The following is a 24,551-nucleotide window of genomic DNA, read 5'->3' on the forward strand; positions in this document are numbered from 1 at the left end:
ATAGGCACATTTCGCCACACTTCATGAGCAGCCTCCACTCTTATCCCTCTTGGCAAATCGCGGCCGCGCTTTTTCTGCTCCTCATCCTCGCCATCGAGTTGGGCTATTGGATCGGGCGGCGCCTCGGGAAACCCTCCGAGGAGAGCAATTCGGCCCTCAACACCGTCAAGGGGGCCCTCTTGGCCCTGGTGGGCCTGCTGCTCGGCTTCAGCTACTCCATGGCCTCCACCCGCTTCGAGACCCGCAAGGCCATGCTCATCCAAGAGGCTAACGCCATCGGCACCGCCTACCTCCGCGGCGACCTCTTCGACGAGGTCCGGCGGGAACCTTACCGCGAGCTCTTGCGGCGCTATACTGACGCGCGCCTGGCCTTCTTCCGCATGACCACCGACGCCGAGGCCGTCTCCGGCGCCCTCCAGCCCTCCGAGGCCCTCCAAAACGAGATCTGGAAGCTGGGCATGGAACAAGCGCACGCAAATCCCCTGTCGCCCAACAACCTCCTGATCGTCGACAGCCTCAACACGATGATCGACACCGGAACCGAGCGAGTGGCCGCCCGGCAAAACGAGGTTCCGCAGCCGATCATCGTGCTGCTGATCGTCTCCACCTTCATCGCGGGCCTGTTCATCGGCCACTCCTTCGGCATCGGGAAAAGGCGCAGCTGGCTCGCCACCTTCGGCTTCGCCTTTCTCATCAGCCTCGTCACCTACATCGTCCTCGACCTCGACCAACCGCGCCGCGGGCGCATCCGCATCAGCCAAGAGGTCATGGTCCAGCTGCGCTCCAGCATGAAATAAAAAAGCCATTCCGGATTTCCGAAATGGCTTCGATCTTGGGGTGGGCGAAGGGACTCGAACCCTCAACCCCTGGGACCACAACCCAGTGCTCGACCATTGAGCTACGCCCACCGTTTTCCGCGCTTGGCGCGGGTAAGGCTTCTTTAAGTACCTGAATGATAATGTCAATCGCAAAAAAGACAAGCCGGAGCCGCCGCAAATAAAAAGGCCGCGGGACTCTCGGCCCCGCGGCCTTGGAAAAGCAATCGCGACGACTAGCGACGGGCCTTCAGGCCGCGCAGCGCGACCCAAGCGGCCAGGGCAAAGGCCCAGAGGCCGGAAAAGGAAACACCCGAGGCCATGCCGGCCGACAGTCTGCAGCCCGCCCCGGAGATCAGATTGGGCGCCGGGGGCGGGTTGACCGCCGTCACCGAGGCCACCGCCTCGTTGTTGGCCGGATCGGGATCGATCATCGCCCCGACGACGTCCGCACGGTTAGTCAGGTCGCCCTCGATGTCCGCGGTCACCACGATGGTGATCGTCGCCGAGGCGCCGTTCGCCAAGGCGCCGAGGTCGCAGTCCACTGGGCCGCTGCCGGTGCAGTCCCCCTGCGAGGGTACGGCGCTGACCAAGGTCACGCCCGGGGGCAGGAAATCCGAGGCGAGGACGCTGACGGCGTCGTTGGGGCCGTTGTTGGTGACCGTGAGGGTGTAGGTGAAGTTCTCGCCGACGTCGACCAAGGTCGGCGACGCGGTCTTGGCGATCGCCAAGTCGGCGTCGGCCAATGCGGCTTCGAGCACCCCCGTCCAGCCACCGTCTTGGCCGGCGCCGTTGGGGGGATTGGAATTGAACCAGTCGTAGCCCAGGAAGATGATCTCCCCCTCGCCCGCCGGGATGATCGTCACGACCGCGACGGTGGCGTCCGCGTAGACGTTGAGGGCGCCGGCGGGGAGGCTCGCCAGATCCAGACCCTCCGTCGCGTTGTTTTCGGGAAGCTGGGCGGCCGCATTGTCGAAGATCGTGCCGCTCAGCACCCGGTCGGTGGGGTCGGAGACCGTCTGATTATTGGTAACGCTCAGGCCGAACACCGCGTTGATCAAGCTGGGCGTCCAGCTGTTGCCGTTCGTGCCGTCGCTGGCGATGATCATGCGCCCGCCGCCCTCGACGAAATCGCGGATCGCGGCGCGCGCGGCGTCGTCGAGGTCGGGGTTCAGCTCGGCGTTTTCCTGCTCAGGCATCACGAAGACCTGGTTTCCGGCGAAGGCGGCGGTGAAATCCGCTGCCGTGATGCCGGTGAAGGGGGTGACCACGTGACCGAACGAGGCGATCGCCGCCTGCATATTGTCGGCCTCGGCGCCGCTGCCGCCCGCCGAATCAACGTAGGTGTCGTTGTCGAAGAGGGCGACGTTGGTCGCCCGCGCGGAGACAGCATGGAACGCCGTCGCGCAGAAGAAAGAAAGCAGGACAAGGCCTTTGCCCATTCTCGTCATAGAACCTCCAGTAGTTGTGTATCCAGGAACCCGGGGAGTGCCCCTGTGGAAGAAAACATCCCGAGCCCAAAGTCAACGAAAGAAAAATGTGAATGCGTATGGAATGGCGCGCCCGGCAGGAGTCGAACCTGCGACCTACGGCTTAGCTTACCACTATGGTTTTCACCACCCCCGATAGCTCGAGGTTTGTGGTCTGGACTATCTCTTCACCGTTTCAGGTGCCGCACGTATAGTCTCTACGGATCCCGGCATGATTCGCCGGTTTCCTCGGGATTGCCATCGACATGACTCGGGAAGGTTCCCCCGATACAGTGCGGTCCACTTAACGGGTTTCGTTTCCCCGTCAAGGCTCCTAGGTATATGGCTTAAAGGCCGTTGCTCTATCCAGCTGAGCTACGGGCGCAAATTGGCTCCTTCATAAGCCACGAAAAGCCACTAAATCCAGGATATTTACCGCAGAACCCCGAAAATTTGGCCCCTTGACACGGCGCACCGCGGGACATAGCTTAGAAAGTCCAATGTTTTTTGGACTAGGAGAAGGCGAATGCCCAGCGTTCAAGACATCCTCAAGCAAACCAAGCAGCAGATCTCCGAGCTCACCCCCGACCAGCTGGTCGAGCTGCAGAAGAAAAACCCCGACCTTGTCCTGCTCGACGTCCGCGAGAAGGAGGAGCAAGAGCGCGGCATCCTGCCCAACGCCAAACTGATCCCCCGCGGCCTGCTCGAGCTCAAGATCGAAGACGCCGTCCCCGACCGCAACCGCGAGATCGTCGCCTACTGTGCCGGCGGCAACCGCAGCGCGCTGGCGGCCTTAAGCCTCAAGCAAATGGGTTACAGCAAGGTCCACTCGCTGATCGGCGGCTACAGCCGCTGGAACCAAGAGGGCCGTCCCACCGTCAAGCAGACCTTCCTCGACTCGCAAAAGCTCGAGCGCTACTCGCGCCACATCCTCATGCCCGAGGTCGGCGAGGAGGGGCAGGTGAAGCTGCTCGACTCTAAAGTATTTTTGGTGGGCGCCGGCGGCCTGGGCTCGCCGACGGCCTACTATCTGGCCGCGGCCGGCGTCGGCACCCTCGGCATCGTCGACAACGACGTCGTCGACCGCAGCAACCTGCAGCGCCAAATCCTCCACAACGAGGCGCGCATCGGCGAGCCGAAGGTCGAATCCGCCAAGCAGACTCTCAAGGGTCTCAACCCCGACATCAACGTCGTCACCTACCGCGAGCGCCTGAGCCGCGACAACGTGATGGAGCTGATCAAGGACTACGACGTCATCGTCAACGGCTGCGACAACTTCCCGACGCGCTACCTGATCAACGACGCCTGCGTCTTCTTGAAGAAGCCGCTGGTCGACGGCAGCATCTTCCGTTTCGAGGGCCAGGTCAACGTGATCATGCCCTTCGAAGGCCCCTGCTACCGCTGCCTCTACCCCGAGCCCCCGCCGCCCGAGATGGCGCCTTCCTGCCAAGAGGCCGGCGTCTTCGGCGTGCTCCCCGGCATCATCGGCTGCATCCAAGGCATCGAGGTCTTGAAGCTGCTGCTCGGCAAGGGCGACCCGCTGGTCAACCGCCTGCTCATCATGGACACCCTCAAGATGAAGGTCCGCGAGATGAAGGTCCGCCGCGACCCGGCCTGCCCCGTCTGCGGCGACAACCCCACGATCAAAGAGCTGATCGACTACGAGTGGTTCTGCTCGATGGCGGGCGGGGATCCGCTGAAGCACTGATCCCTAGTAAATCTTCATCTTGACGACATGCTCGCCGTGCGAGGTCCAGCCCAGGTCGTAGCCGACCTCTTGCCCCTCGCGGAGGTCGCGGTGGTCCTTGCCGCCGACGAAGCGCACCTCGTCCAAGTTGAAATAGACGTCGCGGCCATTGCGGTCCTTGATAAAGCCGTAGCGCGACTGGGGAAACCAGCGCTGCACGCGGCCGCGGGGGAATTTTTCGGCGACCTCGGGAGTTTGGGCCTCGGGCGGGTTATTTTCTTCCGAAGACATGCTGAGTCCACCTCTCCAGCGGAACGGTGAATGCCAAGACCAATATAGTAAAGATCGCCGGGGCCAGCCAAGCGCTATCCCCGAGGCCGAAGGAGCGCAGCCCAGCCAGCCAGGGGTCGATAAGCGGTCGGTGGAACAGAAAGAGGCCGTAGCTGCAAACACCCAAGCGGGCCAGGCCAAGGGTGGGAATCCAGCCTGCGAGGAGGAGAAGCGGCGCGACCAAGCCCAGCGGGTGCAAAGGATAGAAAGCGGGATGCCGCAGGCCTAATAGCCCGGAGGCCGTCAGCAGCAAGGTTACGCCGAGCCACTTTTTCGGCGAGGACCGCCCGACGCAGGCCACCCACATCCCGAGGCCGAACTCGCCCAGCTTCACCAGGGGAAAGCCGCCCATCGCCAAATAGGGATGCCGGTCGGCGACCGGCCTCAGGGCGAGCAGGTGCGAGAACGCGAAGCTGAGCACGAGACACAAGGCCAAGGCGAGGTTGGGAGACCTTTGAAAGACCCGCAGCAGCCAGGGATAGGCCGCGTAGAGGTAGACCAGGGTCCCTAAAAACCACCAAGAGGAGTTGTAGCTGAAGATGGTCTCGGGGCTGACATTTTGCAAAAAGAGTAATTTGAGTACGAATTGGCCGGAGAGCTTCGACAGGTCTTGCGAGGTGAAAATCAGGAAACCGAAGAAAAAAATCAGAACCGATAAATAGTACAGCGGCACGATCCGGCGCAGGCGTTTTGCGAAAAACCGCAGGGGCCGTTCGCGCCTGTCCCCCGCCAAGGGGGGAAGGGCCCCTGCGGGACAAAGTTCGGACCTATTTTTTACACCGAGCGCGGCATAAGCCAGCCCCCACCCGCTCAAAATAAAAAACAGGCTCGCCCCCAAATATCCCCATTCCTGGGGCGACGCGGGCAGCGGACCAAACATCCATTGGAATTGATTTTCGACGCCGCTGAGCCGCCGATCGTAGTGATAGAAGACGATCCCGAGGATCGCCAGGCCCTTCAGCGCCTCGACGCCGCGCGAGAACCGCTCGTCGGTGCCGAGGGCGCGCATCGCTATTCCGCCAAGGCCGCCAAGACCTCGTCGGAGTGCCCCGCCACCTTCACCTTCGGGAAGATCTTCTTGAGCTTTCCCTGCTTGTCGATCACGAAGGTCGAGCGCACGATGCCCATGAACTTTCGGCCGTAGAGGCTCTTCTCTTGGTAGACGCCGTACTTGTCGGCGACCTTCTTGTCCAAGTCGGAGAGCAGGGTCAGCTTCAGCTTGTGCTTGGCGATGAATTTTTGGTGGCTGGCGGCGTCGTCGAAGCTGACGCCCAGGATCACGGCGTTTTTCTTGGCGAACTTCGCGCTGTCGTCGCTGAAATCGCAGGCCTCGGTCGTGCAGCCGGGGGTCATGTCCTTCGGGTAGAAGTAGAGGACGACGTTTTTCTTCCCCTTGAAGTCGCTCAGCTTGACCTTCTTGCCGTCTTGGTCGGGGAGCGTGAAGTCGGGGGCGGGGGCGCCTTCTTTCAGTTCTTTTTTGGGCATTTCAGGTCTCCTGATTTATTGCGACGTCCGTAGGGCCGGTAAATTCATCGACGCTTGAACAAAGCCCCTACATCAACCTCTCGACCTCGGCGGCGATCGCGTCGCCCATTTGGGCCGTCGTGTGCTTGCCGCCCAAGTCGGGGGTGCGCACCTTCTTGGCCTTCAGGATATTCGTCACCGCGGCCTGCACCGCCTGCCCGGCCTTCGTCTCGCCGAGATAATCCAGCATCATCGCCAGGGTCAGGATGATCGCGATGGGATTGGCGACGCCCTTGCCCGCGATGTCGGGGGCCGAGCCGTGCACCGACTCGAAGATCGCGTACTTCTTCCCGATGTTGCCGCCGGGCACCAGGCCCAGGCCGCCCACCAGTCCCGCGCAGAGGTCCGAGACGATGTCGCCGTAGAGATTCTCCAAAAGCAGCACATCGAACTGCGAGGGCCGCGTCACCAGCTGCATGCAGGCGTTGTCGACGATCATCTCGGCGTACTCGATTCCGGGGTAGGATTTCGACACCTGCCGCGCGCACTCCAGAAACAGCCCGTCGGAGAGCTTCATGATGTTGGCCTTGTGGATGGAGGTGACCTTCTTGCGCTTGTTGCGCTTGGCATAGTCGAAGGCGTACTTGGCGATGCGGGTCGAGGCCGTTCGGGTGATGACCTTGATGCTCTCGACGACGCCGGGGGCGATCTCGTGCTCGATGCCGGAATACAGGTCCTCGGTGTTCTCGCGCATGATCACCAGGTCGACGTCGGGATAGGGGCTGACGCCGGGGAAGCTGCGCACCGGCCGGACGTTGGCATAGAGCTCGAGCTTCTTGCGCAGCAGGACGTTGATGCTGCCGAAGCCCTTGGCGATGGGCGTCATCAGCGGGCCTTTGATCGCGACCCGGGTCTTCTTGATGAGTTTGAGCGTCTGGTCGGGAAGCGTGTCGTTGAACTTTTCGATCCCGGTCTGGCCTGCATAGGCGGGGAAAAACTCCAGCCTCACCCCCGTCGCGGCCACGACCTTCTTCATCTCGGCGCAGATCTCGGGGCCGATGCCGTCGCCCTCGATCAGCGTCACTGGGTAGGTTTTGGGCATATGCCGGGATCTTTAGGGCTCGGCGCCCGCCGAGTCAACGAAATCGTGAAGGCTGAGGAATTCAAATCCATCTAATAAACCGCCCTGCATTGGGAGAAAGGGTGTCCCTGGAGGGACCGAGGACTGTCTGAGCCAACCTTAGAGGATAGAAAACGTGGATAAGAATTTTGAAGTCTGCCCCGCCTGAAAGGACTGAACAGCAAATCTGATGGATGCGAGTTCCGCAGGTCCCGGAAGGGACACCCTTTCTCCCTATGCAGGGCGCACCTCAATAGAGGGCGATCGAGTAAGGGCTCTTCCCCTCGGGGTGGTTCTTGAGGAGGTATTCTTTGTCGACGATGAAGTGCTCGCGGGTATAGCCGGCCTGCTCGATCTTCATGGTGTCCATGCGGATGGCGTCGCAGGGGCAGGCCTCGACGCAGAGCGAGCAATACACGCAGCGCAGCAGGTTGATGTTGTAGACGGCGGGATACTTCTCGACCCTGGGGTCGGGGTGCTCGGCCGCGACGATCTCGATGCAGTCGGCCGGGCAGGCGGTCGCGCAGAGCATGCAGGCGGTGCAGCGCGGGGTTTCGTCGGGCCGCCGCATCAGGCGATGCTCGGCGCGGTAGTTCTCGGGGATGGGCTTCTTCATCTCGGGGTATTCGTAGGTGAGGATGCGCTCTTGGTGGAAGATATTCCCCACGGCGTGCTTCAGGGTGATCCACATCCCCTTGAAGACCGCCCCCAGGTACAGTTTGTCCCACAAAGACAGTTTTGGCCGACGCACGACGAGCATGGGGATTCCCTAATGTATACCCGGCCTTAGGCGCAAGACCAATTTTGATTGATATTTCTCATTTTATTGCCTCCCCGGCCGCGCTAAACTCGGCTTGCTTGCGAACCGACTGGTTTCATTCCAGAGGGAAATTCCGGTGAATTTCGAAGCGGCGCTCAAAACCGAGAAAATCCGAAACCTTGCCACGCGGGAGGGCCTGACGGTCCCGCCCGAGACGCCGCTGGGCGAGGTGGTGCGCCGCATGCAAGAGCGCCGCACCGGCTGCGCCGTCGTCGTCTCGGGCAAGAAGGTCGTGGGGATCTTCACCGAGCGCGACGCCCTGATCCGCGGCCTCCTGGCCGACGCCGACCCCGAGACCCCCATCGAAAAGCTGATGACCCCCAAGCCCAAGGTGCTGGATCGCGAGGACACCTTGGCCGTCGCCATCCGCCTGATGCACGACGGCAAGTACCGGCATCTGCCCGTCGTCAACGGGAAGCGGGAATTCCTGGGCCTGGTCTCGGTCCGCGACATCGTCTTTTACCTCTCGGAGAATTTTCCGCTGGAAATTTATAACCTACCCCCCGACCCGCACCGGATCAGCCGCAGCGCGGAGGGGGCTTAAGAAGGAGCATCGTTTCCCATGGACCCGGAACATTCGGCGAGCCTGAACCGTCCCGCTAAACAACGGCAAGAGATCGACGGCGTCGTCATCCGCTTCGCGGGCGATTCGGGCGACGGCATGCAATTGACCGGAACCCAATTCACCAATACCAGCGCGGTCCTGGGCAACGACATCAGCACCCTGCCGGACTACCCCGCCGAGATCCGCGCCCCGGCAGGTTCGCTGCCCGGCGTCAGCGCCTTCCAGCTGAACTTTTCCAACCACGACATCCGCACGCCGGGCGACCAGCCCGACGTCCTGATCGCGATGAACCCGGCGGCCCTGAAGACCAACCTGAGGGACCTGCCCCACGGCGGCATCCTCATCCTCAACCAGGACGCCTTCAACGAGCGCAACCTCGAGCGGGCCGGCTACGGCTCCAACCCGATCGAGGACGGCTCGCTCAAGGACTGGCGCGTCATCGCGCTTCCCATCTCCAGCCTCAACCAAAAGGCCCTCGAGAGGCTTCCCCTGACCAACAAGGAGAAGGACCGCTCGAAGAACCTCTTCGCCTTGGGCATGATGTACTGGATGTATGACCGGCCGATGGAGACGACGATAGCCTGGATCGAGAAGCAGTTCGGCAAGAAACCCGAGGTCGCCCAGGCCAATATCCTCGCGCTGAAGGCTGGCTTTCATCTGGCCGAGACCGCGGAGGTGGTCTCGACGCACTACAAGATCCGCCCCGCGCGGCTCAAGCCCGGCAAGTACCGCAACATCATGGGCAACACGGCGACCGCGATCGGCTTCGTCACCGCCGCCGAACTGGCCAAGACCCCCCTGCTCTACTGCAGCTACCCGATCACGCCGGCCAGCGACATCCTCCACGAGCTCTCCAAGCTGAAGAATTTCGGCGTCCGCACGGTCCAGGCCGAGGACGAGATTGCCGCGATCGGCGCGGCGATCGGCGGGGCCTTCGGCGGCTGCATCGCGATGACCGGAACCAGCGGGCCGGGCCTGGCGCTGAAGAGCGAGGCGCTCAACCTCGCGGTGATGGCCGAGCTGCCGCTGATCATCCTCGACATCCAGCGCGGCGGCCCCAGTACGGGCCTGCCGACCAAGACCGAGCAGGCCGACCTGCTGCAGGCGATGTTCGGTCGCAACGGCGAGAGCCCGGTGCCGATCCTGGCGCCGGCCACGCCCGCCGACTGCTTCGCCATGGCCATCGAGGCCGTGCGCATCGCGGTGAAGTACATGACGCCGGTGCTCTTCCTCTCCGACGGCTATCTGGCCAACGGCAGCGAGCCCTGGCTGATCCCCAGCCTCTCCGAGCTGGCGCCGATCGAGGTCCGCCACCCCGAGCGGGCGGCGGGCGAGAAATTTTTACCCTACCTGCGCGACGAGAAGACCCTCGCGCGGCCCTGGGCCATTCCCGGGACGCCCGGCCTCGAGCACCGCATCGGCGGCCTCGAGAAGGAAGACCGCAGCGGCAACGTCAGCTACGACCCGCTCAACCACGAGCGGATGACCCACCTGCGCGCCGACAAGGTGGCCGCCGTCGCCCAGGACATCCCCGACCTCGAGGTCTTCGGCCGGCCCGAGGGCGAGCTCTTGGTGGTGGGCTGGGGCTCGACCTACGGCGCGATCACCACGGCGGTCGAGCAGCTGCAGCGCGAGGGCGCGGCGGTGAGCAGCATCCACCTACGCCACCTCAACCCCTTCCCCCGCAACCTCGAGGCGATCTTGAAGAGCTTCGACAAGGTCCTGGTGCCCGAGATGAACCTGGGCCAGCTCGCCCTGCTGCTTAGGGGAAAATTTTTGGTCGACGCCCAGCCGCTCAGCAAGGTGCAGGGGAAACCCTTTCGGATCGCCGAGATCCTCGAGGGCGTGCGCGCGCGATTGGGAGCCAACAGGGAGGTCAAGCATGTCGTCGGAAACCGCTAGCCCCGTCGCCCCCGCGCCCGTCACGCGCAAAGACTTCATCAGCGACCAGGACGTACGTTGGTGCCCCGGCTGCGGGGATTACGCCATCCTAGCGACGCTGCAGAACGTATTGCCGAAGCTGGGGATCCCGCGGCAGAACTTCGTCTTCATCTCGGGGATCGGCTGCTCGAGCCGCTTTCCCTATTACATGGAGACTTACGGCTTCCACACCATCCACGGCCGCGCGCCGGCCGTCGCCACGGGGCTGAAGGTCTACCGCCCCGAGCTCTCGGTGTGGGTTATCACGGGCGACGGCGACGGGTTGAGCATCGGCGGCAATCACTTGATCCATGCCCTGCGCCGCAACGTCGATCTCAAGATCCTATTGTTCAACAACCGCATCTACGGCCTGACCAAAGGGCAGTACTCCCCGACCTCGGAGTACGGGAAGAAGACCAAGTCCACGCCCTTCGGCAGCGTCGACTACCCGCTCAACCCGATGAGCCTGGCGCTGGGCTCCGAGGCGACCTTCGTCGCGCGCACCCACGACACCGACGTCAAGCACATGGCCGAGATCTTCCAGGCGGCCGGCGAGCACCGCGGCTCGGCCTTCGTCGAGATCTACCAAAACTGCGTCATCTTCAACGACAACGCCTTCCAGGCGATCGACGATAAGCAGACCCGCGACGACACGGCGCTGACGCTGGTCGCCGGCCAGCCGCTGATCTTCGGCAAGGACCGCAACAAGGGGATCCGGCTCAAGGGACTGGAGCCCGAGGTGGTCGACTTCGACCCCAAGTCGCCGCCCAAGGACCTCCTGGTCCACGACCCGCACCTGGAAAATCCGACCTACGCCGAATTCCTCGCCCGGATGGACCTGCCGCGCTTCCCGGTGCCGATGGGGGTGTTTCGCGCGATCCGGCGGCCCACCTACGACCAGCTGGTCAACGAACAAGCGACGGCGGCCGAGGCGAAGCAGGGCCGCGGAGATTTGGAAAAACTCTGGAACAGCGGCGACACCTGGACGGTGGCGCCGGAGGGGGGCGGCGCATGAAATGCCCCTTTTGCAATTACGAAAACATCGCCGGCAGCGACGCCTGCGAGGAATGCGGCGAGGACCTGACCGCCTTCGACGGCGTACGACCCACGACCCGGCTGGAGAAGAGCCTGGTCAAGGACGACCTGCGCAAGCTGCCCAGCTCCGGCCCGGCCCTGGTGCGGCCCGACACGCCGCTTCGGGAGGTCGCCGAGCACCTGGGACCGGGAAATCGCTGCGTCCTGGTGATGGAGGGGGAAAAGCTGGTCGGCATCGTCACCGAGCGCGACCTCCTCTTCAAGGTGATGAACTCGGGACCGGACTGGGAAAACCGCCCCGTCTCGCAGATCCTGACGCCGGACCCCGAGACCCTGGAATACGACGACAAAATCGCCTATGCCCTGCACAAGATGTCGCTGGGCGGCTTCCGCCACATCCCCATCCTCGCGGGGGGCCGCCCGGAGCGGGTGGTCAGCGTCCGCGACGTCCTCGAATACCTGGCCGAGATGTTCCCCGACGCGGTCGGGATCCACGAATAGCCCCCTTCCCCCGCCGGGAAATCCGTTGACCGCATTTTTGCCGCTAGGCTATAGCATTGGAGATCGATTCCGAATTCACTCTTCGATGCGGGCCCTGTCCTCTTGGGGCGCGGTCCCGGATCGGCACCGACCGTCAACAAAGGAGACGCATTTATGGTTCAAGTGACGCAAAAGGCCCCCGACTTCAAAGCCGTGGCGGTCCTGGAGGACAACTCCTTCAAAGAGATTTCCCTTTCCGACTACAAGGGCAAGAAGGTCATCCTGTTCTTCTACCCGCTCGACTTCACCTTCGTCGCCCCCACCGAGATCATCGCCTTCAGCCAAAACATCGAAGAGTTCAAGAAGCGCGGCGTGCAGGTGTTGGGCTGCTCGATCGACAGCCAGTTCTCCCACCTCGCCTGGAAGAAGACCCCGCGCGCCGAAGGCGGCCTGGGCGAGATCAAGTACCCCTTGATCGCCGACGTCAACAAGGACATCAGCCGCAAGTACGGCGTGCTGCTTGAGGGCGCGGGCATCGCCCTGCGCGGCCTCTTCCTGATCGACGAAGAGGGCGTCTTGCGCAGCGCCGTGATCAACGACCTGCCGCTGGGCCGCAGCACCGACGAGGCCCTGCGCGTGGTCGACGCGCTCAACTTCTTCCAAAAGAACGGCGAAGTCTGCCCCGCCAACTGGAAGCCCGGCGCGGACAGCATCAAGCCGGGTGTGGAGACTTCGAAGGAATACTTCAAGAAGCACGCGTAATTTCCCTAGAATTCATTGGATACGAGAAGGCGTCCCCACCGGGACGCCTTTTTTTTCGCGGAAAAAAACAAACTTCCCAAACGAGGAGACTAGGGATCTCGCCCCCTCTAATAGACCGCCCCGCAGCGGAAGAAAGGGTGTCCCTGGAGGGACCGAGGACTGTCTGAGCCAACCTTAAGGCCGAGATAAAGTGATGAAATAAATTGCCGCAGCGAGATCGCCGGCAAGGGGTGAACGGCAAACCTAAAGGATGCGAGTTCCGCAGGTCCCGGAAGGGACACCCTTTCTTCCGTTGCGGGGCGCACCTCCAAAAGCCGCGTCACGAAAGGATGTCAGTAGGTGGTGTCGTAGATCTTAGGCTCCTCGTCGTACTCGACCACCATGAGCTCCTGCCGCGCCGCCTCGGTGCAGGCCGGCGGATAGAGGCAGTCCATCAGGTCGGTGAGCTCGGCATGGTCGGTGCCGCGGCGCACGGCGGCCAGGCCGTAGACGACCTCGCCGTTGTCTACCACGATCAGGTTGCCGACGCGGCGGCCGTCCAGGACGGTCCAGAGGTCCCAGACCTCGCCCTGCGGGGTGTGGGCGACGCGGGTCGCGTAGAAGGTGCGCGGGTCGTTGCGGGTGATGGGAGTAACTTTGGGATCGCGGGCCATATCCGGCTTGAAAGTGAAACGCCCGGCGCGAATCGGGACCTAAGACCCGCCTCGCGCCTCAGCTTCCACGTTTCACCTTGTCAGCTGAGTTCGAGGACTTTCTTCACGAGCTTCTCGATGCCCTGACGATCTTGTTCTTCTCGTCCACGTGGAATTCGCGGACCGGGCATTCCTTGTGCTGGGCGCCCATCTTTTGCAGGGCCTCGGCGGTGCCCTTGTCGTTACCCACCGTGAGGCTGGGATGGGCGTCGCGGCCCAGGATCGCGGCGATGGTCGCGGGGGCGATGCAGATCGCGCCGATCGGCTTCCTGGCCGAATGCACTTCTTTCACCAGGCGGGCCACCTCGCCGTGGGGCTTGGCGTCGGGCCCTTTGTAAGCGAAGTCGCAGAGGTTCTTCGCGGCGCCATAGCCGCCGGGCAGGATGAGCGCGTCGAGGTCCGCGGCCTTCACCTGGGCGATGTCCTTGATGTTGCCGCGCGCGATGCGGGCGGACTCGAGCAGGACGTTGCGCTTCTCGCCGGTGGGCTCGCCGGTGAGGTGGTTGACCACCTCGAGCTCGCTGTTGGGGGCGAGGAAGACGGCCTGGGCGCCCGCGCGGTCGATGGCCAAGAGGGTCAGCACGGCCTCATGGATCTCGGAGCCGTCCTTGACGCCGCAGCCGGATAAGAGCACGCCGATCTTTTTCATACCGCCTCCTTGGACAAATTATCCTTGAAAATCATGGATGCTTGGTTCTCTGGGGAAGGTCCATATCAACCGGTGAGTTAGGCTTCAACTAAAGTTTTGCCCTGTAGGGGCGAACCTTGTGTTCGCCCCTACCCTGCGACGAAGAATTCGGCCGTATCCAGGGATACCTCTTCGGGTTTCCTTGACACCCACAACTTTCCCTCACTATCACCCCCCCATGTCCTTCCTCGCCCAATTCTTGTACCTGCTCGGCCTCGTCCTGTGGGTCGGGGGCATCGTCTTCTTCTCTTTTTTCACGACGCCCACCGTCTTCACCCAACTGCCCAAAGACATGGCCAGCCTAGTGATCACCGCGATCTTCCCGAAATATTATCTGCTGGGCTACGTCGCCGGCGGCATGATGGCGCTGGGCACACTGACCGAGGCCCTGCTCGTCAAGCAGCTGCCGCTCATCCGCGTCGTCTTGCTGGCGATGATGCTGGGCTGCTCGGTCTATGCCGGCACCGTCGTCCGGCCCCAGGTGCACGACCTGAAGGTCCAGATGAAGACCGTCGAGGAGGACAGCGACCTGGGCAAAACCCTCAAGGCCCGCTTCGACGCCCTGCACCGCCGCTCGGTCGTCCTGAACATCGTCGTCCTCGCGGGCGGCCTGGTCCTAATCGGCATCGTCGCCTACCGCCTGCGGCTATGAGCGCGTGACGCGCGCGGCCCCGATCAGGCCGTGGCAGCGCGAGACCGTGGCGACGGCGATGCGCTCGACCGCTCCCGCCTTAAGATCCCCCACCATCCTCCGAAAGGCCTCCAAAACCTCGGCCAGAGGAATCGTCCCCACGCCGTGGACGAAGTGCCGGCATTGCAGGACCTGGGCCGAGCCCGTCTCGGGATGCGCGGCGAAATAGCCTCCCAAGGCCGGCGCCATGTCCCAGGTGCGCGGGGCGTGGATGGCCGGACAGGTCCCGGGCTCGATGCAATTCACCGGGCATTGCCACTCCGCAAAACTCACCGCCAGGGTGCCGGCGGGGAGTGCGAGGCGTACGGGCGTCGGCACCTCGGCGCGAAAGGCCTCCGCCTCGAAGGCTATGCCCGGCAGCAGCCGCGCGGCGGCCCGCTGGAAGGCCAGCAACATCAGGTGCGGCGAGAGCGGCGATGGCACCCAGTGGTCCTCCGCCGAGGCACCGCCGGGCTCTTCGGCGAGCAGGAGCCGCTCCAGGTAATCGACCCAATCGGAGGAGACGACCTCGAGGGCAGCGTCCCGCGGGCCCTCGACGGCGAGGCGGCAACGCGGGTCCCGGTCGACCGCGAGGATCTTTTCGAATTCGACCATGCCGCGCGAGCGGGCGCGCAGCAGCCAGCGCGCGTACTGGGAGCCGAAACAGCCCCCGCCGACGACGTGGAACCGGCGGACCTTCTTGGGAGCGACAGATTGCGGCATATCGTCCGTGCCTCTTCCAATCCTTATATTTTTTCAAGAGCCGCAATGCCAGAGTCGAATCGTGAGCGGGAGGAAACCTAAAGACCGGAACGGAAATTTCCGCGGGAAAACCGTCTTTAATGTTTCGGCGCCTTCGCTCGGGGAATCAAGGTCACCACCGAACACAACGCCTTCTCAATCAGGAATTCCGCCCCGTAACCCAGGTTCAAATCGGGAGTCAGGGAGCGGTTTTCCGCCCCAAGAACCAGCAAGTCGTAGTCGCCGCGCGCGAGCTCCTTGAGTATCTCCAATTGGGCGCTTTCGCCCTCTTCCACCCGTGTTCGCACTTTCACGCGATCCGGCTTGCTGAGGTAGGGACTCATCTCGAAAAACAGCGTCTCCTTGATTTTGTCCTTGGCGCTGGGATCCAGCGCAGATTCGTCGGAGAGCAAATCCTTACCGGTCTTCAGCACATGAAAAAGCGTCACATCGGCCTCGACCGCCTCGGCATAGAGAAGCGCGAATTCGACCGCCAGCTTCGAATAATAATCGCCCCTCGTAGGGACCAGCACATGACGATACTTGGTCTTGGCGTCTTTCGCCTTGACGACCGCAATGTGCGCGGAGCTTTGCTCGACGACCTTGTTGAGGCTTTCCGAGTAAAGCACGTGCCTGAAACCCGAGGCGCCCAGAAAGACCAAGTCGTAGCCTTTCTCGATCTCCTTCACCACGCCCTCGGAATAATCTTCCTTGACTTCGAGGTGCTTGGCTTCGACCTTGACACGAAATTTTGCACTCAGTTTCGTAGCGAGCTCTTGGTGGGAGGAAACGGAGGCATCGCCGCCGCGCCCGTTCAGGAAAGGAATCCTCCAGCGACGTTTGGCGGCGCTGATGAACAAGGTGGTGATGGAGGTGTCGTCGTAGTACCCCAAGGGAATCGCCAACTCGAGGGCCTTTTTGGCGTTGGGCCCACCGGCGGTGGGGATTAGGAGACGCAGATGCTTTTTCTTGAAGATGACTTTCTCCTGGTCCTTATCCGCCTTGAGGCGGGCCTTCTCTTCCTCGGTCATGTGGATCTTGGGAATCACCAGTTTCAACAGGGGCGGAGCGATCAACGAGGTGATCATGGCCATCAGGACGATTACCGCGTACATTTCGTTGTTGAGAAGACCAACCGAAAGACCGATCAAGGCGGCGATCATTTCCATCGAACCCCGGGCGGTGGTTCCGATGCCCAACGCAAGGGACTCCCAGAACCTCAGGTGACCGATCCTGCCGCCGATCAAACTACCTACGATCTTACTGAGCACAGCCACGGCAAGGATCACCGCAAACCAATCCCAGTGAGTTAAGGAGAGAAAATCCACCCTCAAACCGACATAGGCGAAGAATACGGGGGCGAACACCGAATCGGTGATCTTTTCGATGTGCTCCAAGGCGGTGGTGCGGATGCGCGGCGCGGAAGCCAGCACAATGCCGGCGAGCATCGCGCCGAACACCGCGTGCAGGCCCAGCACGTGAGTGAAGGCCGCCAGAACCAATGCGACGACGATCACGAGGGTCGTATGCGCTCCCTCGGTGATCGAACGATCGTCGACCCAGCGCACGAGGCGAAAAATTAGCCGGTATCCGACGGTTGCGAGCAACACGATGAACAGCACGCCACCGACCAGCGAGAGAGAAAGCTTGGTGAATTCTCCGGAGCCCGACGCCACGGCGATGATGAAGGAAAAAATCGTATAACCGACGATATCCTGCATCACGCCCGACCCCAGGATGATGGCTCCGATGTTGCGTCGCAACACGTCCAAGTCCATGAGAATCTTGGCGATCACGGGGATCGCGGAAATCGCCATCAAGGTACCCAGGAAAAAGGAAAAGAGCAGGCGGCGTCGGGTATCGACAAGGAATTCGTCGGGCAGCAGGAAAGCCATCGCGAAACCGCAGAGGAAGGGAATGAGCATTCCGAATGCCGAAGAAATGATCGCGGGGCGGCCCAACCCCCGCAAAATCTTGATGTCCGTCTCGAAGCCCGACTTCAGGAGCAGCAGTATCATCCCCAGAAAGCTCAGAAGCTCGAGAAGATGAGATTGTGTGGCGCTTGTCGGGAATACCCAGCCGTGCATGGCCGGCAATAAGCGCCCAAACACCGATGGCCCTAACAGGATACCCGCGAGCAGTTCGCCCATGACCGCGGGTTGGTCGAACCTCCGCACCAGATCGCCCAGAATCCTGGCCACGCTCAAGAGCAGCGCGAACTGGACGATGAAAATCAGTATTTCGTGCTCGTGAAGAGGGCTCGTCATGAGAATACCGATTTGAGTTGAGGAAAACGGACGGCCGAAAAGCCGACCACGTTTGAACGCAGAGATATTAAAAAAGGATTTCGATAAATCCGAGGTTATTCTTCAGAATCGTCGAGGGAATCTTCTTCGGATTCATCGTCGGGACTTTCGTCCTGGGATTCCTGCTTGCGACGACGCTTTTCTTCCTTCTCTCTCTCGACCTTCGCCCATTTTTCTTCGCGCTGCTTGGCCTTGTGAGCGAGATATTCTTCCTGCTTCTCGCCCTCGAGCGAGTAGAAGTAATGCTCGAGGTCGTCCAAGCCCAGCACCGCGGCGAGCAGGCGCAGGTATTTGGGATCGTTGCGGGCGTCTTTGGTGTCGAGAAGGTTGGGCGGAAAAACCACACCGTCGGAGAAGATCTTCACCGCGCCCGAGACCAGCGGCGAGGACTTGTAGCCGAGCAATCCGCCCGCGGCCTGGGCGAAGCCGTCGGGCGGAACCTTGCCGGGCGCCGCGGCGCCGGGTGCCGCTTTGGCTTCAGGCGCCGCCTTGGCGTCGGCGGGAACCGCCGCTGGAGTACCTTGCGGGCCCGTGGGGCCGGTGACTTTAACCATGGCTCATCTTAACCGTAGGCTTCGGCCCGACACAACCTTAAAATGGGAATGAGGCCGATTTTAGTGGTCTTTTTTGCGGTAGCCGTCTTGGATATGAGTGAGATTCTTGAGGTCTTTGTCTTCGATCTTGAAATCCTCGTGGCCTTCCAACTCGGAGTCCTTGGCGTGTTTGATGGCGGTGGCGATGGTGCGCCACACGTTGTCGTCGAGCTGGTCGTAGACGAGGTCGAAGGCCTTGGCCAGGATCTTGGCCTGCTTCTCCTTGGGGAGGGCGAGGACCCGCTTGCGAAAGTCCTCGTAGTCGCGGATCGGAGCTGTTTTCTTCTGCGTCATAACCACCGTTTAAGCCATGACCTCGTCGTAGGCGCGCTGCAAGAGGGCGCGATTGCCGTCGGCGCCGTTTTCGACGATGATCTGGTCGAGGGCCGCGTCGGTCGAGGCGAAACGCACGCCGCCGATCTCGTGAGGGCCGTTGTAACCGACCGAGGCGCGGGTCAAAATGCTGCGCGGGGCGCCGGCGCTGCGGCCGGTGATCGCGTTGAAACGATTGAGATCGGGAAGCGGGGCCGAGGCCGTCGGGCTGCCGCCGGCCGCGGGAGGCGGCGGGGCGCCTGCATCGCTGGGAACGGTTCCGGGAACGACGCGCGTCGGGGTAATGGGTTTTTCGATGCCGGCCATGGGTGGATTCTCCTGGGTTTCGATGAATTTATTTTACATGAAGCGAGTCTGGCTAGAAAGCTATTAAGCAAGAGCGGTGCCAAAAAAATGCGCCGCAGCAAGCTTCCTCTCCATATATAACATATTGATATTAATTGATTTTTTATTGTACAAGAACTGGGTTTTAAAGCGAGGGCTTAGGACTGAGGTTTAGAGTCCGCAATTCCGCCTTCCCTTCGGAGCGTGACGGGGCTTAAAAGCCCCTGGAAGGTCTCCACCGTCGCCCTATGAAATTATTCGCGATGCTATCCTGGATCTTTCTGCAAATTCCCGCGGCGCGGGCCTGGAATCCCGACGTCGCCTACGGCCTGCCACAGGAGCGGCGCATGTGCGTGCGCCGCGACTCCGAGGACAGCTTGCTCTTCTCCGCGATCGCCGAGGACGAGGACTGCCCCGCGGGCAGCCGCCGCTACATCGTGTATTTCGCGAAGGAGCCGCGCGGCGCGATGGCGCTCATCCCCACGACGACCTCGCTGCGCTTCTACCCTCCTCTTACCCTGCAATGGCCGGCCGCCGATCACCAGTTCAGCGGGAGCCCGCTGTGGCACTTCACTTGCGTGCAAAAAACCGAAATCAGTCCGCTGGGCAACCGGATGGCGCTCAACAGCTACCGGGGCGAGATGACCTTTTCCGGAAAAGAAAACTGCCTCGATGCCGAGCGGCGGGCGCTGCAATTTTGCCAAGAAGAATGGAAGGGACAGGCCCTGCTGGAGAGCTGTCCCTTGAGCTGGGGGAGCCCGTGAAGAAGGTCGCCGCGATGCTGGTTGCGTTCAGTTTGTGCCCGGTTGCCTCGGCCATGGCCTCGCCCTTTCGCACGCGTTTCGTCTGCATGCCGCGCGTCGTCGCCAACGAGTGGGCCCTGGAGTTTCGCGTGCGTGACCGCGGTCAATGCGCGGAAAACGAAGTCTACATGGAAGTCAAGCCGCAGGGCGACGGCAGCACCCTGCTCCTGCCCGCGACCGACAGCTTGAGCCCGGAGGAGCAACGCGACCTGGAGAATTACCGCAAGTTTTTCGGCGGGTCGTCGCCGCCGGGCGCCAGGGAATAATTCGCGATTGAAACTTAAAAAGAAAATGTTATTTGGCGCGTGAATACGGCGGTGCCTATAAGGAGTGCGAGATACGGGAGGGGCCTTGGAATGGTTCCTGTCCGGTCTGCACCCCCACCGTGCTCGCAAGCTGCGCGCGGCGGGGGGCCCCCGCCCGGCCACCCATTCCAAGGCCCCTCCCGTATCTCGCATCGATTGATATTTTCTTGATTAGGAGCCTTCATGATCGCCTGCTTAGACCTCGAAGGGGTTCTGGTCCCCGAAATCTGGATCAACGTCGCCGAAAAGACCGGCATCGCCGAGCTGCGCCTCACCACGCGCGACATCCCCGATTACGACGTCCTGATGAAGCGCCGCCTGCAGATCCTCGAACAGCATCACCTGAAGCTGCAGGACATCCAAGAGGTCATCGCGACGATGCAGCCCCTGGAGGGCGCGAAGGAATTCCTGCATTGGTTGCAGTCGGAGTTTCAGGTAATCATCCTCTCCGACACCTTCTACCAGTTCGCCGCGCCGCTCATGAAGCAGCTGCACTTCCCTACCCTCTTCTGCCACTATCTCAAGGTCGACAAGGCGGGGAAGATCGTCGACTACCAGCTCCGCCTGAAAGACCAGAAGCGCGAGTCGGTCAAGAAGCTGCGGGATCTCAATTTCAAGATCGCCGCCGCCGGCGACTCCTACAATGATATCGGCATGCTCGAGGAGGCCGACGTGGGCATCCTCTTCTGCCCGCCGGAGAAGATCGTGAAGGAATATCCGCAATTCCAGGTGACGAAGGATTACGGGGAGTTGAAGGCCGCCTTTGAAAATGCGATGCGGCATTTCACGAAAGGCCCGCAGTAGGGGCGAAGAGAACAGACGATGTACCAATTCACCCACATCATGACCGACATGCAGGCGGGCGTAAAAAAGACCTACCGTTGGCGCGGCCTCGCGGCCGGGCTGCTGGGCGGCTGGTTGCCCGCTTGGGGCTTGACGCATTGGCAGGGCTGGGGCGGCTGGGTCTTCGCGGGGATCTGGGCGGCCTGTCTTCCGGCCGGTTATTTCCTCGGTAATCTCTTCAAGAAAAAGTAACGCGGACGCAGAGCTCGCCTACTGCAAATTCTCAAAGAGCAGCTGCGCGATCTCGTCGCGCTGGTTGGAGGCCTGATTGAGGATGATCGTGAATCGCACCCAGCCGTGCGACTTGGATTGAAAGTAGCCCACCAGGCCGGAGACACCGCTCAGCGTCCCCGTCTTCACCCACATGCCGTTCTTCACCGGCAACAGCTGATAGTAGGGAAAGAACTTCACCAGCACCTTGTCCATCTCGAGGGCGGTGATGTGGTTCTTGCGCGAGATGCCCGAGCCCTCCTCGACGTTGAAGTCCCGCAGCCCCACCTCTTGAGCGAGGAAATCCGCCAAGGCCTTCTTAGCCTTGGCAAGCGAGGCCGGGGGACCGAACTTCACCGCACCCATCGTCAAGGTCAGCTGGTTCATAATCAGGTTCTGCGAATACTTGAGCGCCGCTTCCAAAACCTGGCGCAGGCTCTTGCTCGAGACATATGACAGAAAAGGCTTGGCGCTCGGAGAGACGGCGCCCAAGGCAATCGAACCGGCGACCGCCACGCCCTGCTGGGCAAGAAATTCCTTCAGGAGATACCCGGGGTACAAGGCCGCCTCGCGCTCGTGGGTCGCGACGTTGATCCGGCTCTTGCCGTTGGGCGCGTTGGCCGCCAGCAAACGGGTGATCTCGGTCATCGGCGTCTGCTCTTCCGCGCTCCGCACCTCGCCGCCGCTCTTGATGATATTGATGGTGTTGAAGTTGGCCAAGAGCGCCCCGTTGTAGGCATCGTAGGGATTGAGCGAACCGGCCAGCCCCGGCACCTGGACGTCGGGGCCGAAGTAGCTGCCGTCGAGCACCATATTATTGACCGACTTGAGCCCTTTGGCCTTCAGCTGAGCGGCGATCAACGTCAGCTCTTCGGAGATCAGGAAGGGGTCGCCGTAGCCCTTCACATAAAGGTTGCCCGAGCCGTCCAGAAAGAAGTCGGTCTTGTAACGGTAATTTTCGCCCAGGATGGCCAGGGCCGCGAGGGCGGTGGGCACCTTCAAGGTCGAGGCGGGGACGAAGGCCTTGTCGGCCTGGTGGGAGAAGAGGATGCGCCCCTTCTCGTCGACGGCCAGGACCGTGCCGTTCTGGACCTTGGCCAGCACCCGCTGCTGCCAGTCGCCTTGCGCCCGACCCGCGGCAGGTGCCAAAATAAGGCCGATCGCCAGCAAAATTAATGTACGAAAACGTGGGGCCATCCGCCCTCTCCCTTCTTGCCATCGCCCCCACAAACCGCTATAGGAGCCGCGTTTTTGTTTGAAATATTCCGAACGCATTCCGCTTAGCCTGGAGGAAACATGGCCTACAAAGTGAACTATCGCGACGTCGAATTCAACCTTTTCGATTACCTGAAGATCCAAGACCTCGGGCAAAGCGAAAAATATTCCGGTTTCGGCCGCGAGGACTTCGCCGCCATCCTCGGCGAGGCCCTGAAATTCGCCCAAAAAGAGATCGATCCCCTCTTCAAGAAATCCGACCAGGTCGGCTGCAAGCACGAGGGCGACAAGGTGACTACGCCCCCGGGCTTCAAGGAGGCGTACCAAAATTTCGCCGCCAACGGCTTCATCGCGATGGACGTCCCGGCCACCTACGGCGGCTCGGCCCTGCCCGTCTCGGTGACCATGGGCGCCACCGAGTTCTTTGTCGGCTCCTGCATCGCCTTCTCGATGTACAGCGGACTCACCCGCGGCGCCGGCCACCTGATCGAGACCTTCGGCACCGAGGATCTCGCCCAGCGTTTCGTCCCCAACATGTACTCGGGCAAGTGGGGCGGGACCATGTGCCTCACCGAACCGCAGGCGGGCTCGGCGGTCGGCGACCTGACCACTTCGGCCGTCAAAGAGGGCGATCACTACAAGATCAAGGGCAACAAGATCTTCATCTCCAGCGGCGACCACGACCTGACCGAGAACATCGTCCACCTGGTGCTCGCCCGCGTCGAGGGCGACCCCGCCGGCACCAAGGGCATCTCGCTCTTCGTCGTCCCGAAGTTCCGCGTCAAGGAGGACGGCAGCCTCGGCGAGTGGAACGACGTCAAGACCGTCAACATCGAGCACAAGATGGGCATCAAGGGTTCCTCGACCTGCACGCTCAGCTTCGGCGACAACGGCAACTGCGTCGGCTACCTGCTGGGCGAGCAGCGCAAGGGCATGGCGATGATGTTCCAGATGATGAACGAGGCCCGCATCGCCTGCGGCCTGCAGGGCGCGGCCGCCTCCTCGGCCGCCTACGAGAGCGCCCTCGAATACGCGAAGGTCCGCACCCAAGGCGGGAAGACGCTGATCATCGATTATCCCGACGTGCGGCGCATGTTGATCACCATGAAGGCCTATACCGAGGGCATGCGCGCCCTGCTGCTGTACTCGGCCTATTTGGACGACAAGGAAAACGTCGAGCAAGACCCGGCCACCAAAGAGAAATACGCCGGGCGCTTGAGCCTGCTCACCCCGGTCTGCAAGGCCTATTGCACCGATATGGGCTTCCGCGTCAGCGAGTTGGCCATGCAGGTCTACGGCGGCTATGGCTATATCTCGGAGTACCCCGTCGAGCAGTACATGCGCGACATCAAGATCTCGTCGATCTACGAGGGCACCAACGGCATCCAGGCCCTCGACCTGATCGGCCGCAAGATCGGACAGAAGAACGGCGAGTACTTCCGCGAGCTCTACGAAGAGCTGAACGGCTTCTGCAGCAAACAGGCGGCGCATCCCGCATTCAAGGACGAGGTCGCCTCGGTCAAGAAGGCGCTCGATCAGGTCGGCCAGGTGACGATGAAGTTCGCCGAATGGGGCATGGGCGGGGACATCTTGAGACCCCAGTTGCACGCGGTAAATTACCTCTACAACCTGGGCGACACCTTCGTCGCCTACCTCCTGGTCGACCAGGCCATCGTCGCCCTGGCCAAGCTGGAGGAGATCTGGAAGTCCCAAGGCGCCGATAACGAGGAGAAGAAAAGCAAGATCTGCACCGAGAACGACGAGGCCCGCTTCCTCGAGGGCAAGGTGAAATCGGCGCGCTTCTTCGTCAGTAGCATCCTGCCGCAAGTGACCGCCCGGGCGAAGACGATCCTCTCGGAGGATCTGTCGGCGCTGAAGGTGCGGTTTTAAGCCGCGGCTTAAGTCCCTTAGAAAACGGAATCCAGCATAAGAAACTTAGACACTCAGGCACTTAGCCACTTAGGCACTTAAATCTATTGCCCCAGCAGGCTGATGAACTCGCAGCTGGGCAGCGACTTCGCGCCCTTGAGGCCTTCGCAGGTGCCTTTGCTGATGTTTTCCTTGCATTGGTCGAGGGTGGTCCGCTCGATGGTGAGCGGCTTGTCCTTGGGGAGACGGCCGAAGCCCTTCTTGAAGCTCGCAAAGAGGATCTTTTGACACTCTTTGACGCTCATCTCCTTCTTGGTATCGCACTCCTCCATCTTGCCGCACCAGACCTCGGCCATTTCCTGCGAGACCTGCTTGGACGAAGGGGCCTTGACCTCCTTGACTTCTTCCTCCTCGGCCTGAAGCGGGGCCGCACCGAGCAGCGCCGCCAGCGCCGCCAACAACCAGATTTTCTTCATCGCAGCTTCTCCATCG

Annotated in this window: 28 protein-coding genes and 1 tRNA gene; 13 read left to right on the forward strand and 16 right to left on the reverse strand. The window is 61.8% G+C overall.

Annotated elements, in window-relative coordinates; translation table 11 throughout:
- The first annotated feature begins 23 nt into the window (after positions 1 to 23).
- Entirely contained in the window at positions 24 to 797 is a 774-nt protein-coding gene (locus tag FBR05_01840) for a hypothetical protein (protein MDL1870926.1), read from the forward strand.
- Between the two features lie 36 nt (positions 798 to 833).
- Here the strand turns inward: FBR05_01840 and FBR05_01845 are convergent.
- Positions 834 to 908, reverse strand: a tRNA-His gene (locus tag FBR05_01845).
- A gap of 143 nt (positions 909 to 1,051) precedes the next feature.
- Positions 1,052 to 2,266, reverse strand: coding sequence for a DUF11 domain-containing protein (locus FBR05_01850; GenBank protein ID MDL1870927.1), 1,215 nt, complete (start codon positions 2,264 to 2,266; stop codon positions 1,052 to 1,054).
- A 544-nt stretch (positions 2,267 to 2,810) separates the two neighbouring features.
- Between FBR05_01850 and moeB the strand changes: the two genes are divergently transcribed.
- On the forward strand, positions 2,811 to 3,992 hold the full coding sequence (gene moeB / locus FBR05_01855) for a molybdopterin-synthase adenylyltransferase MoeB (protein MDL1870928.1): 1,182 nt from the start codon (positions 2,811 to 2,813) through the stop codon (positions 3,990 to 3,992).
- A 3-nt stretch (positions 3,993 to 3,995) separates the two neighbouring features.
- Here the strand turns inward: moeB and FBR05_01860 are convergent, their stop codons facing one another.
- From FBR05_01860 to FBR05_01880, 5 genes are all read right to left on the reverse strand, one after another.
- Positions 3,996 to 4,262 (reverse strand): hypothetical protein, encoded by a 267-nt coding sequence (locus tag FBR05_01860; GenBank protein ID MDL1870929.1) that lies wholly within the window; start codon positions 4,260 to 4,262, stop codon positions 3,996 to 3,998.
- Positions 4,243 to 5,310, reverse strand: coding sequence for an acyltransferase (locus FBR05_01865; GenBank protein ID MDL1870930.1), 1,068 nt, complete (start codon positions 5,308 to 5,310; stop codon positions 4,243 to 4,245). The genes FBR05_01860 and FBR05_01865 overlap by 20 nt, the downstream gene beginning before the upstream one ends.
- Positions 5,311 to 5,312: 2 nt before the next feature.
- Positions 5,313 to 5,786: a thioredoxin-dependent thiol peroxidase gene (locus FBR05_01870; GenBank protein ID MDL1870931.1), complete on the reverse strand. Its 474-nt coding sequence runs from the start codon at positions 5,784 to 5,786 to the stop codon at positions 5,313 to 5,315.
- 67 nt (positions 5,787 to 5,853) lie between these two features.
- Positions 5,854 to 6,867 (reverse strand): isocitrate/isopropylmalate dehydrogenase family protein, encoded by a 1,014-nt coding sequence (locus FBR05_01875; GenBank protein ID MDL1870932.1) that lies wholly within the window; start codon positions 6,865 to 6,867, stop codon positions 5,854 to 5,856.
- A 268-nt stretch (positions 6,868 to 7,135) separates the two neighbouring features.
- Positions 7,136 to 7,645, reverse strand: coding sequence for an NADH-quinone oxidoreductase subunit I (locus FBR05_01880; GenBank protein MDL1870933.1), 510 nt, complete (start codon positions 7,643 to 7,645; stop codon positions 7,136 to 7,138).
- Between the two features lie 94 nt (positions 7,646 to 7,739).
- Between FBR05_01880 and FBR05_01885 the strand changes: the two genes are divergently transcribed.
- The 5 genes from FBR05_01885 (at position 7,740) to FBR05_01905 (ending at position 12,467) form a co-directional block, all read left to right on the forward strand.
- Entirely contained in the window at positions 7,740 to 8,249 is a 510-nt protein-coding gene (locus FBR05_01885; protein ID MDL1870934.1) for a CBS domain-containing protein, read from the forward strand.
- An 18-nt stretch (positions 8,250 to 8,267) separates the two neighbouring features.
- The gene (locus FBR05_01890; protein MDL1870935.1) at positions 8,268 to 10,172 is read left to right on the forward strand and encodes a 2-oxoacid:acceptor oxidoreductase subunit alpha; all 1,905 of its coding nucleotides are present in this window, start codon (positions 8,268 to 8,270) and stop codon (positions 10,170 to 10,172) included.
- A complete protein-coding gene (locus FBR05_01895; GenBank protein ID MDL1870936.1) occupies positions 10,153 to 11,205 on the forward strand; it encodes a 2-oxoacid:ferredoxin oxidoreductase subunit beta in 1,053 nt (350 codons plus the stop codon). Before FBR05_01890 ends, FBR05_01895 begins: the two co-directional genes overlap by 20 nt.
- Positions 11,202 to 11,726 carry a CBS domain-containing protein gene (locus tag FBR05_01900; GenBank protein ID MDL1870937.1) on the forward strand — a complete coding sequence of 175 codons (525 nt, stop codon included), beginning with the start codon at positions 11,202 to 11,204 and terminating at the stop codon, positions 11,724 to 11,726. Before FBR05_01895 ends, FBR05_01900 begins: the two co-directional genes overlap by 4 nt.
- Positions 11,727 to 11,879: 153 nt before the next feature.
- The gene (locus tag FBR05_01905; protein MDL1870938.1) at positions 11,880 to 12,467 is read left to right on the forward strand and encodes a peroxiredoxin; all 588 of its coding nucleotides are present in this window, start codon (positions 11,880 to 11,882) and stop codon (positions 12,465 to 12,467) included.
- 332 nt (positions 12,468 to 12,799) lie between these two features.
- On the opposite strand, the gene FBR05_01910 is transcribed toward FBR05_01905, so the two are convergent.
- Complete coding sequence (locus FBR05_01910; protein MDL1870939.1) at positions 12,800 to 13,120, reverse strand: hypothetical protein; 321 nt, start codon at positions 13,118 to 13,120, stop codon at positions 12,800 to 12,802.
- Between the two features lie 103 nt (positions 13,121 to 13,223).
- On the reverse strand, positions 13,224 to 13,808 hold the full coding sequence (gene elbB, locus FBR05_01915) for an isoprenoid biosynthesis glyoxalase ElbB (protein ID MDL1870940.1): 585 nt from the start codon (positions 13,806 to 13,808) through the stop codon (positions 13,224 to 13,226).
- A 217-nt stretch (positions 13,809 to 14,025) separates the two neighbouring features.
- Here elbB and FBR05_01920 point away from each other — a divergent pair, with 217 nt between their 5' ends.
- Positions 14,026 to 14,499, forward strand: a complete 474-nt coding sequence (locus FBR05_01920; GenBank protein ID MDL1870941.1) for a DUF4149 domain-containing protein — start codon at positions 14,026 to 14,028, stop codon at positions 14,497 to 14,499.
- Here FBR05_01920 and FBR05_01925 read toward each other — a convergent pair.
- The 5 genes from FBR05_01925 to FBR05_01945 all read right to left on the reverse strand — a co-directional run bounded on the left by FBR05_01925 (position 14,494) and on the right by FBR05_01945 (position 18,796).
- Positions 14,494 to 15,240, reverse strand: coding sequence for a hypothetical protein (locus FBR05_01925; GenBank protein ID MDL1870942.1), 747 nt, complete (start codon positions 15,238 to 15,240; stop codon positions 14,494 to 14,496). The two genes, FBR05_01920 and FBR05_01925, sit on opposite strands and share 6 nt — an antisense overlap.
- A gap of 116 nt (positions 15,241 to 15,356) precedes the next feature.
- Entirely contained in the window at positions 15,357 to 17,525 is a 2,169-nt protein-coding gene (locus FBR05_01930; GenBank protein ID MDL1870943.1) for a hypothetical protein, read from the reverse strand.
- A 95-nt stretch (positions 17,526 to 17,620) separates the two neighbouring features.
- Positions 17,621 to 18,118, reverse strand: coding sequence for a hypothetical protein (locus FBR05_01935; GenBank protein MDL1870944.1), 498 nt, complete (start codon positions 18,116 to 18,118; stop codon positions 17,621 to 17,623).
- A 60-nt stretch (positions 18,119 to 18,178) separates the two neighbouring features.
- On the reverse strand, positions 18,179 to 18,451 hold the full coding sequence (locus FBR05_01940) for a hypothetical protein (protein ID MDL1870945.1): 273 nt from the start codon (positions 18,449 to 18,451) through the stop codon (positions 18,179 to 18,181).
- Positions 18,452 to 18,460: 9 nt separating this feature from the next.
- A complete protein-coding gene (locus FBR05_01945) occupies positions 18,461 to 18,796 on the reverse strand; it encodes a hypothetical protein (protein ID MDL1870946.1) in 336 nt (111 codons plus the stop codon).
- Between the two features lie 266 nt (positions 18,797 to 19,062).
- Here FBR05_01945 and FBR05_01950 point away from each other — a divergent pair, with 266 nt between their 5' ends.
- The 4 genes from FBR05_01950 (at position 19,063) to FBR05_01965 (ending at position 20,957) form a co-directional block, all read left to right on the forward strand.
- Positions 19,063 to 19,578, forward strand: coding sequence for a hypothetical protein (locus FBR05_01950; protein ID MDL1870947.1), 516 nt, complete (start codon positions 19,063 to 19,065; stop codon positions 19,576 to 19,578).
- 14 nt (positions 19,579 to 19,592) lie between these two features.
- A complete protein-coding gene (locus FBR05_01955; protein MDL1870948.1) occupies positions 19,593 to 19,883 on the forward strand; it encodes a hypothetical protein in 291 nt (96 codons plus the stop codon).
- A 222-nt stretch (positions 19,884 to 20,105) separates the two neighbouring features.
- Positions 20,106 to 20,726: a bifunctional phosphoserine phosphatase/homoserine phosphotransferase ThrH gene (thrH, locus tag FBR05_01960; GenBank protein MDL1870949.1), complete on the forward strand. Its 621-nt coding sequence runs from the start codon at positions 20,106 to 20,108 to the stop codon at positions 20,724 to 20,726.
- Between the two features lie 18 nt (positions 20,727 to 20,744).
- A complete protein-coding gene (locus FBR05_01965) occupies positions 20,745 to 20,957 on the forward strand; it encodes a hypothetical protein (protein MDL1870950.1) in 213 nt (70 codons plus the stop codon).
- An 18-nt stretch (positions 20,958 to 20,975) separates the two neighbouring features.
- On the opposite strand, the gene FBR05_01970 is transcribed toward FBR05_01965, so the two are convergent.
- Positions 20,976 to 22,250, reverse strand: coding sequence for a peptidase S13 (locus FBR05_01970; GenBank protein ID MDL1870951.1), 1,275 nt, complete (start codon positions 22,248 to 22,250; stop codon positions 20,976 to 20,978).
- Positions 22,251 to 22,271: 21 nt separating this feature from the next.
- On the opposite strand from FBR05_01970, the gene FBR05_01975 reads away from it, so the two are divergent.
- Positions 22,272 to 24,080: an acyl-CoA dehydrogenase gene (locus FBR05_01975; protein MDL1870952.1), complete on the forward strand. Its 1,809-nt coding sequence runs from the start codon at positions 22,272 to 22,274 to the stop codon at positions 24,078 to 24,080.
- A gap of 83 nt (positions 24,081 to 24,163) precedes the next feature.
- On the opposite strand, the gene FBR05_01980 is transcribed toward FBR05_01975, so the two are convergent.
- Positions 24,164 to 24,535, reverse strand: coding sequence for a hypothetical protein (locus tag FBR05_01980; protein MDL1870953.1), 372 nt, complete (start codon positions 24,533 to 24,535; stop codon positions 24,164 to 24,166).
- Positions 24,536 to 24,551 lie beyond the last annotated feature (16 nt).

The organism is Deltaproteobacteria bacterium PRO3 (genome assembly GCA_030263375.1).
In the GTDB taxonomy this organism is placed as follows: Bacteria; UBA10199; UBA10199; order DSSB01; family DSSB01; genus DSSB01.

What these genes read in the sequence shown, in the direction of transcription:
- FBR05_01860 (MDL1870929.1), bottom strand. Translation starts at nt 4,262, where the DNA reads ATGTCTTCGGAAGAAAATAACCCGCCCGAGGCCCAAACTCCCGAGGTC.
- FBR05_01910 (MDL1870939.1), bottom strand. Translation starts at nt 13,120, where the DNA reads ATGGCCCGCGATCCCAAAGTTACTCCCATCACCCGCAACGACCCGCGC.
- moeB (MDL1870928.1), top strand. Translation starts at nt 2,811, where the DNA reads ATGCCCAGCGTTCAAGACATCCTCAAGCAAACCAAGCAGCAGATCTCC.
- elbB (MDL1870940.1), bottom strand. Translation starts at nt 13,808, where the DNA reads ATGAAAAAGATCGGCGTGCTCTTATCCGGCTGCGGCGTCAAGGACGGC.
- FBR05_01930 (MDL1870943.1), bottom strand. Translation starts at nt 17,525, where the DNA reads ATGACGAGCCCTCTTCACGAGCACGAAATACTGATTTTCATCGTCCAG.
- FBR05_01940 (MDL1870945.1), bottom strand. Translation starts at nt 18,451, where the DNA reads ATGACGCAGAAGAAAACAGCTCCGATCCGCGACTACGAGGACTTTCGC.
- FBR05_01840 (MDL1870926.1), top strand. Translation starts at nt 24, where the DNA reads ATGAGCAGCCTCCACTCTTATCCCTCTTGGCAAATCGCGGCCGCGCTT.
- FBR05_01955 (MDL1870948.1), top strand. Translation starts at nt 19,593, where the DNA reads ATGCTGGTTGCGTTCAGTTTGTGCCCGGTTGCCTCGGCCATGGCCTCG.
- FBR05_01920 (MDL1870941.1), top strand. Translation starts at nt 14,026, where the DNA reads ATGTCCTTCCTCGCCCAATTCTTGTACCTGCTCGGCCTCGTCCTGTGG.
- FBR05_01970 (MDL1870951.1), bottom strand. Translation starts at nt 22,250, where the DNA reads ATGCGTTCGGAATATTTCAAACAAAAACGCGGCTCCTATAGCGGTTTG.
- FBR05_01895 (MDL1870936.1), top strand. Translation starts at nt 10,153, where the DNA reads ATGTCGTCGGAAACCGCTAGCCCCGTCGCCCCCGCGCCCGTCACGCGC.
- FBR05_01925 (MDL1870942.1), bottom strand. Translation starts at nt 15,240, where the DNA reads ATGCCGCAATCTGTCGCTCCCAAGAAGGTCCGCCGGTTCCACGTCGTC.
- FBR05_01980 (MDL1870953.1), bottom strand. Translation starts at nt 24,535, where the DNA reads ATGAAGAAAATCTGGTTGTTGGCGGCGCTGGCGGCGCTGCTCGGTGCG.
- FBR05_01880 (MDL1870933.1), bottom strand. Translation starts at nt 7,645, where the DNA reads ATGCTCGTCGTGCGTCGGCCAAAACTGTCTTTGTGGGACAAACTGTAC.
- FBR05_01950 (MDL1870947.1), top strand. Translation starts at nt 19,063, where the DNA reads ATGAAATTATTCGCGATGCTATCCTGGATCTTTCTGCAAATTCCCGCG.
- FBR05_01870 (MDL1870931.1), bottom strand. Translation starts at nt 5,786, where the DNA reads ATGCCCAAAAAAGAACTGAAAGAAGGCGCCCCCGCCCCCGACTTCACG.
- FBR05_01905 (MDL1870938.1), top strand. Translation starts at nt 11,880, where the DNA reads ATGGTTCAAGTGACGCAAAAGGCCCCCGACTTCAAAGCCGTGGCGGTC.
- FBR05_01850 (MDL1870927.1), bottom strand. Translation starts at nt 2,266, where the DNA reads ATGACGAGAATGGGCAAAGGCCTTGTCCTGCTTTCTTTCTTCTGCGCG.
- FBR05_01935 (MDL1870944.1), bottom strand. Translation starts at nt 18,118, where the DNA reads ATGGTTAAAGTCACCGGCCCCACGGGCCCGCAAGGTACTCCAGCGGCG.
- FBR05_01865 (MDL1870930.1), bottom strand. Translation starts at nt 5,310, where the DNA reads ATGCGCGCCCTCGGCACCGACGAGCGGTTCTCGCGCGGCGTCGAGGCG.
- FBR05_01875 (MDL1870932.1), bottom strand. Translation starts at nt 6,867, where the DNA reads ATGCCCAAAACCTACCCAGTGACGCTGATCGAGGGCGACGGCATCGGC.
- FBR05_01975 (MDL1870952.1), top strand. Translation starts at nt 22,272, where the DNA reads ATGGCCTACAAAGTGAACTATCGCGACGTCGAATTCAACCTTTTCGAT.
- FBR05_01965 (MDL1870950.1), top strand. Translation starts at nt 20,745, where the DNA reads ATGTACCAATTCACCCACATCATGACCGACATGCAGGCGGGCGTAAAA.
- FBR05_01890 (MDL1870935.1), top strand. Translation starts at nt 8,268, where the DNA reads ATGGACCCGGAACATTCGGCGAGCCTGAACCGTCCCGCTAAACAACGG.
- thrH (MDL1870949.1), top strand. Translation starts at nt 20,106, where the DNA reads ATGATCGCCTGCTTAGACCTCGAAGGGGTTCTGGTCCCCGAAATCTGG.
- FBR05_01900 (MDL1870937.1), top strand. Translation starts at nt 11,202, where the DNA reads ATGAAATGCCCCTTTTGCAATTACGAAAACATCGCCGGCAGCGACGCC.
- FBR05_01945 (MDL1870946.1), bottom strand. Translation starts at nt 18,796, where the DNA reads ATGGCCGGCATCGAAAAACCCATTACCCCGACGCGCGTCGTTCCCGGA.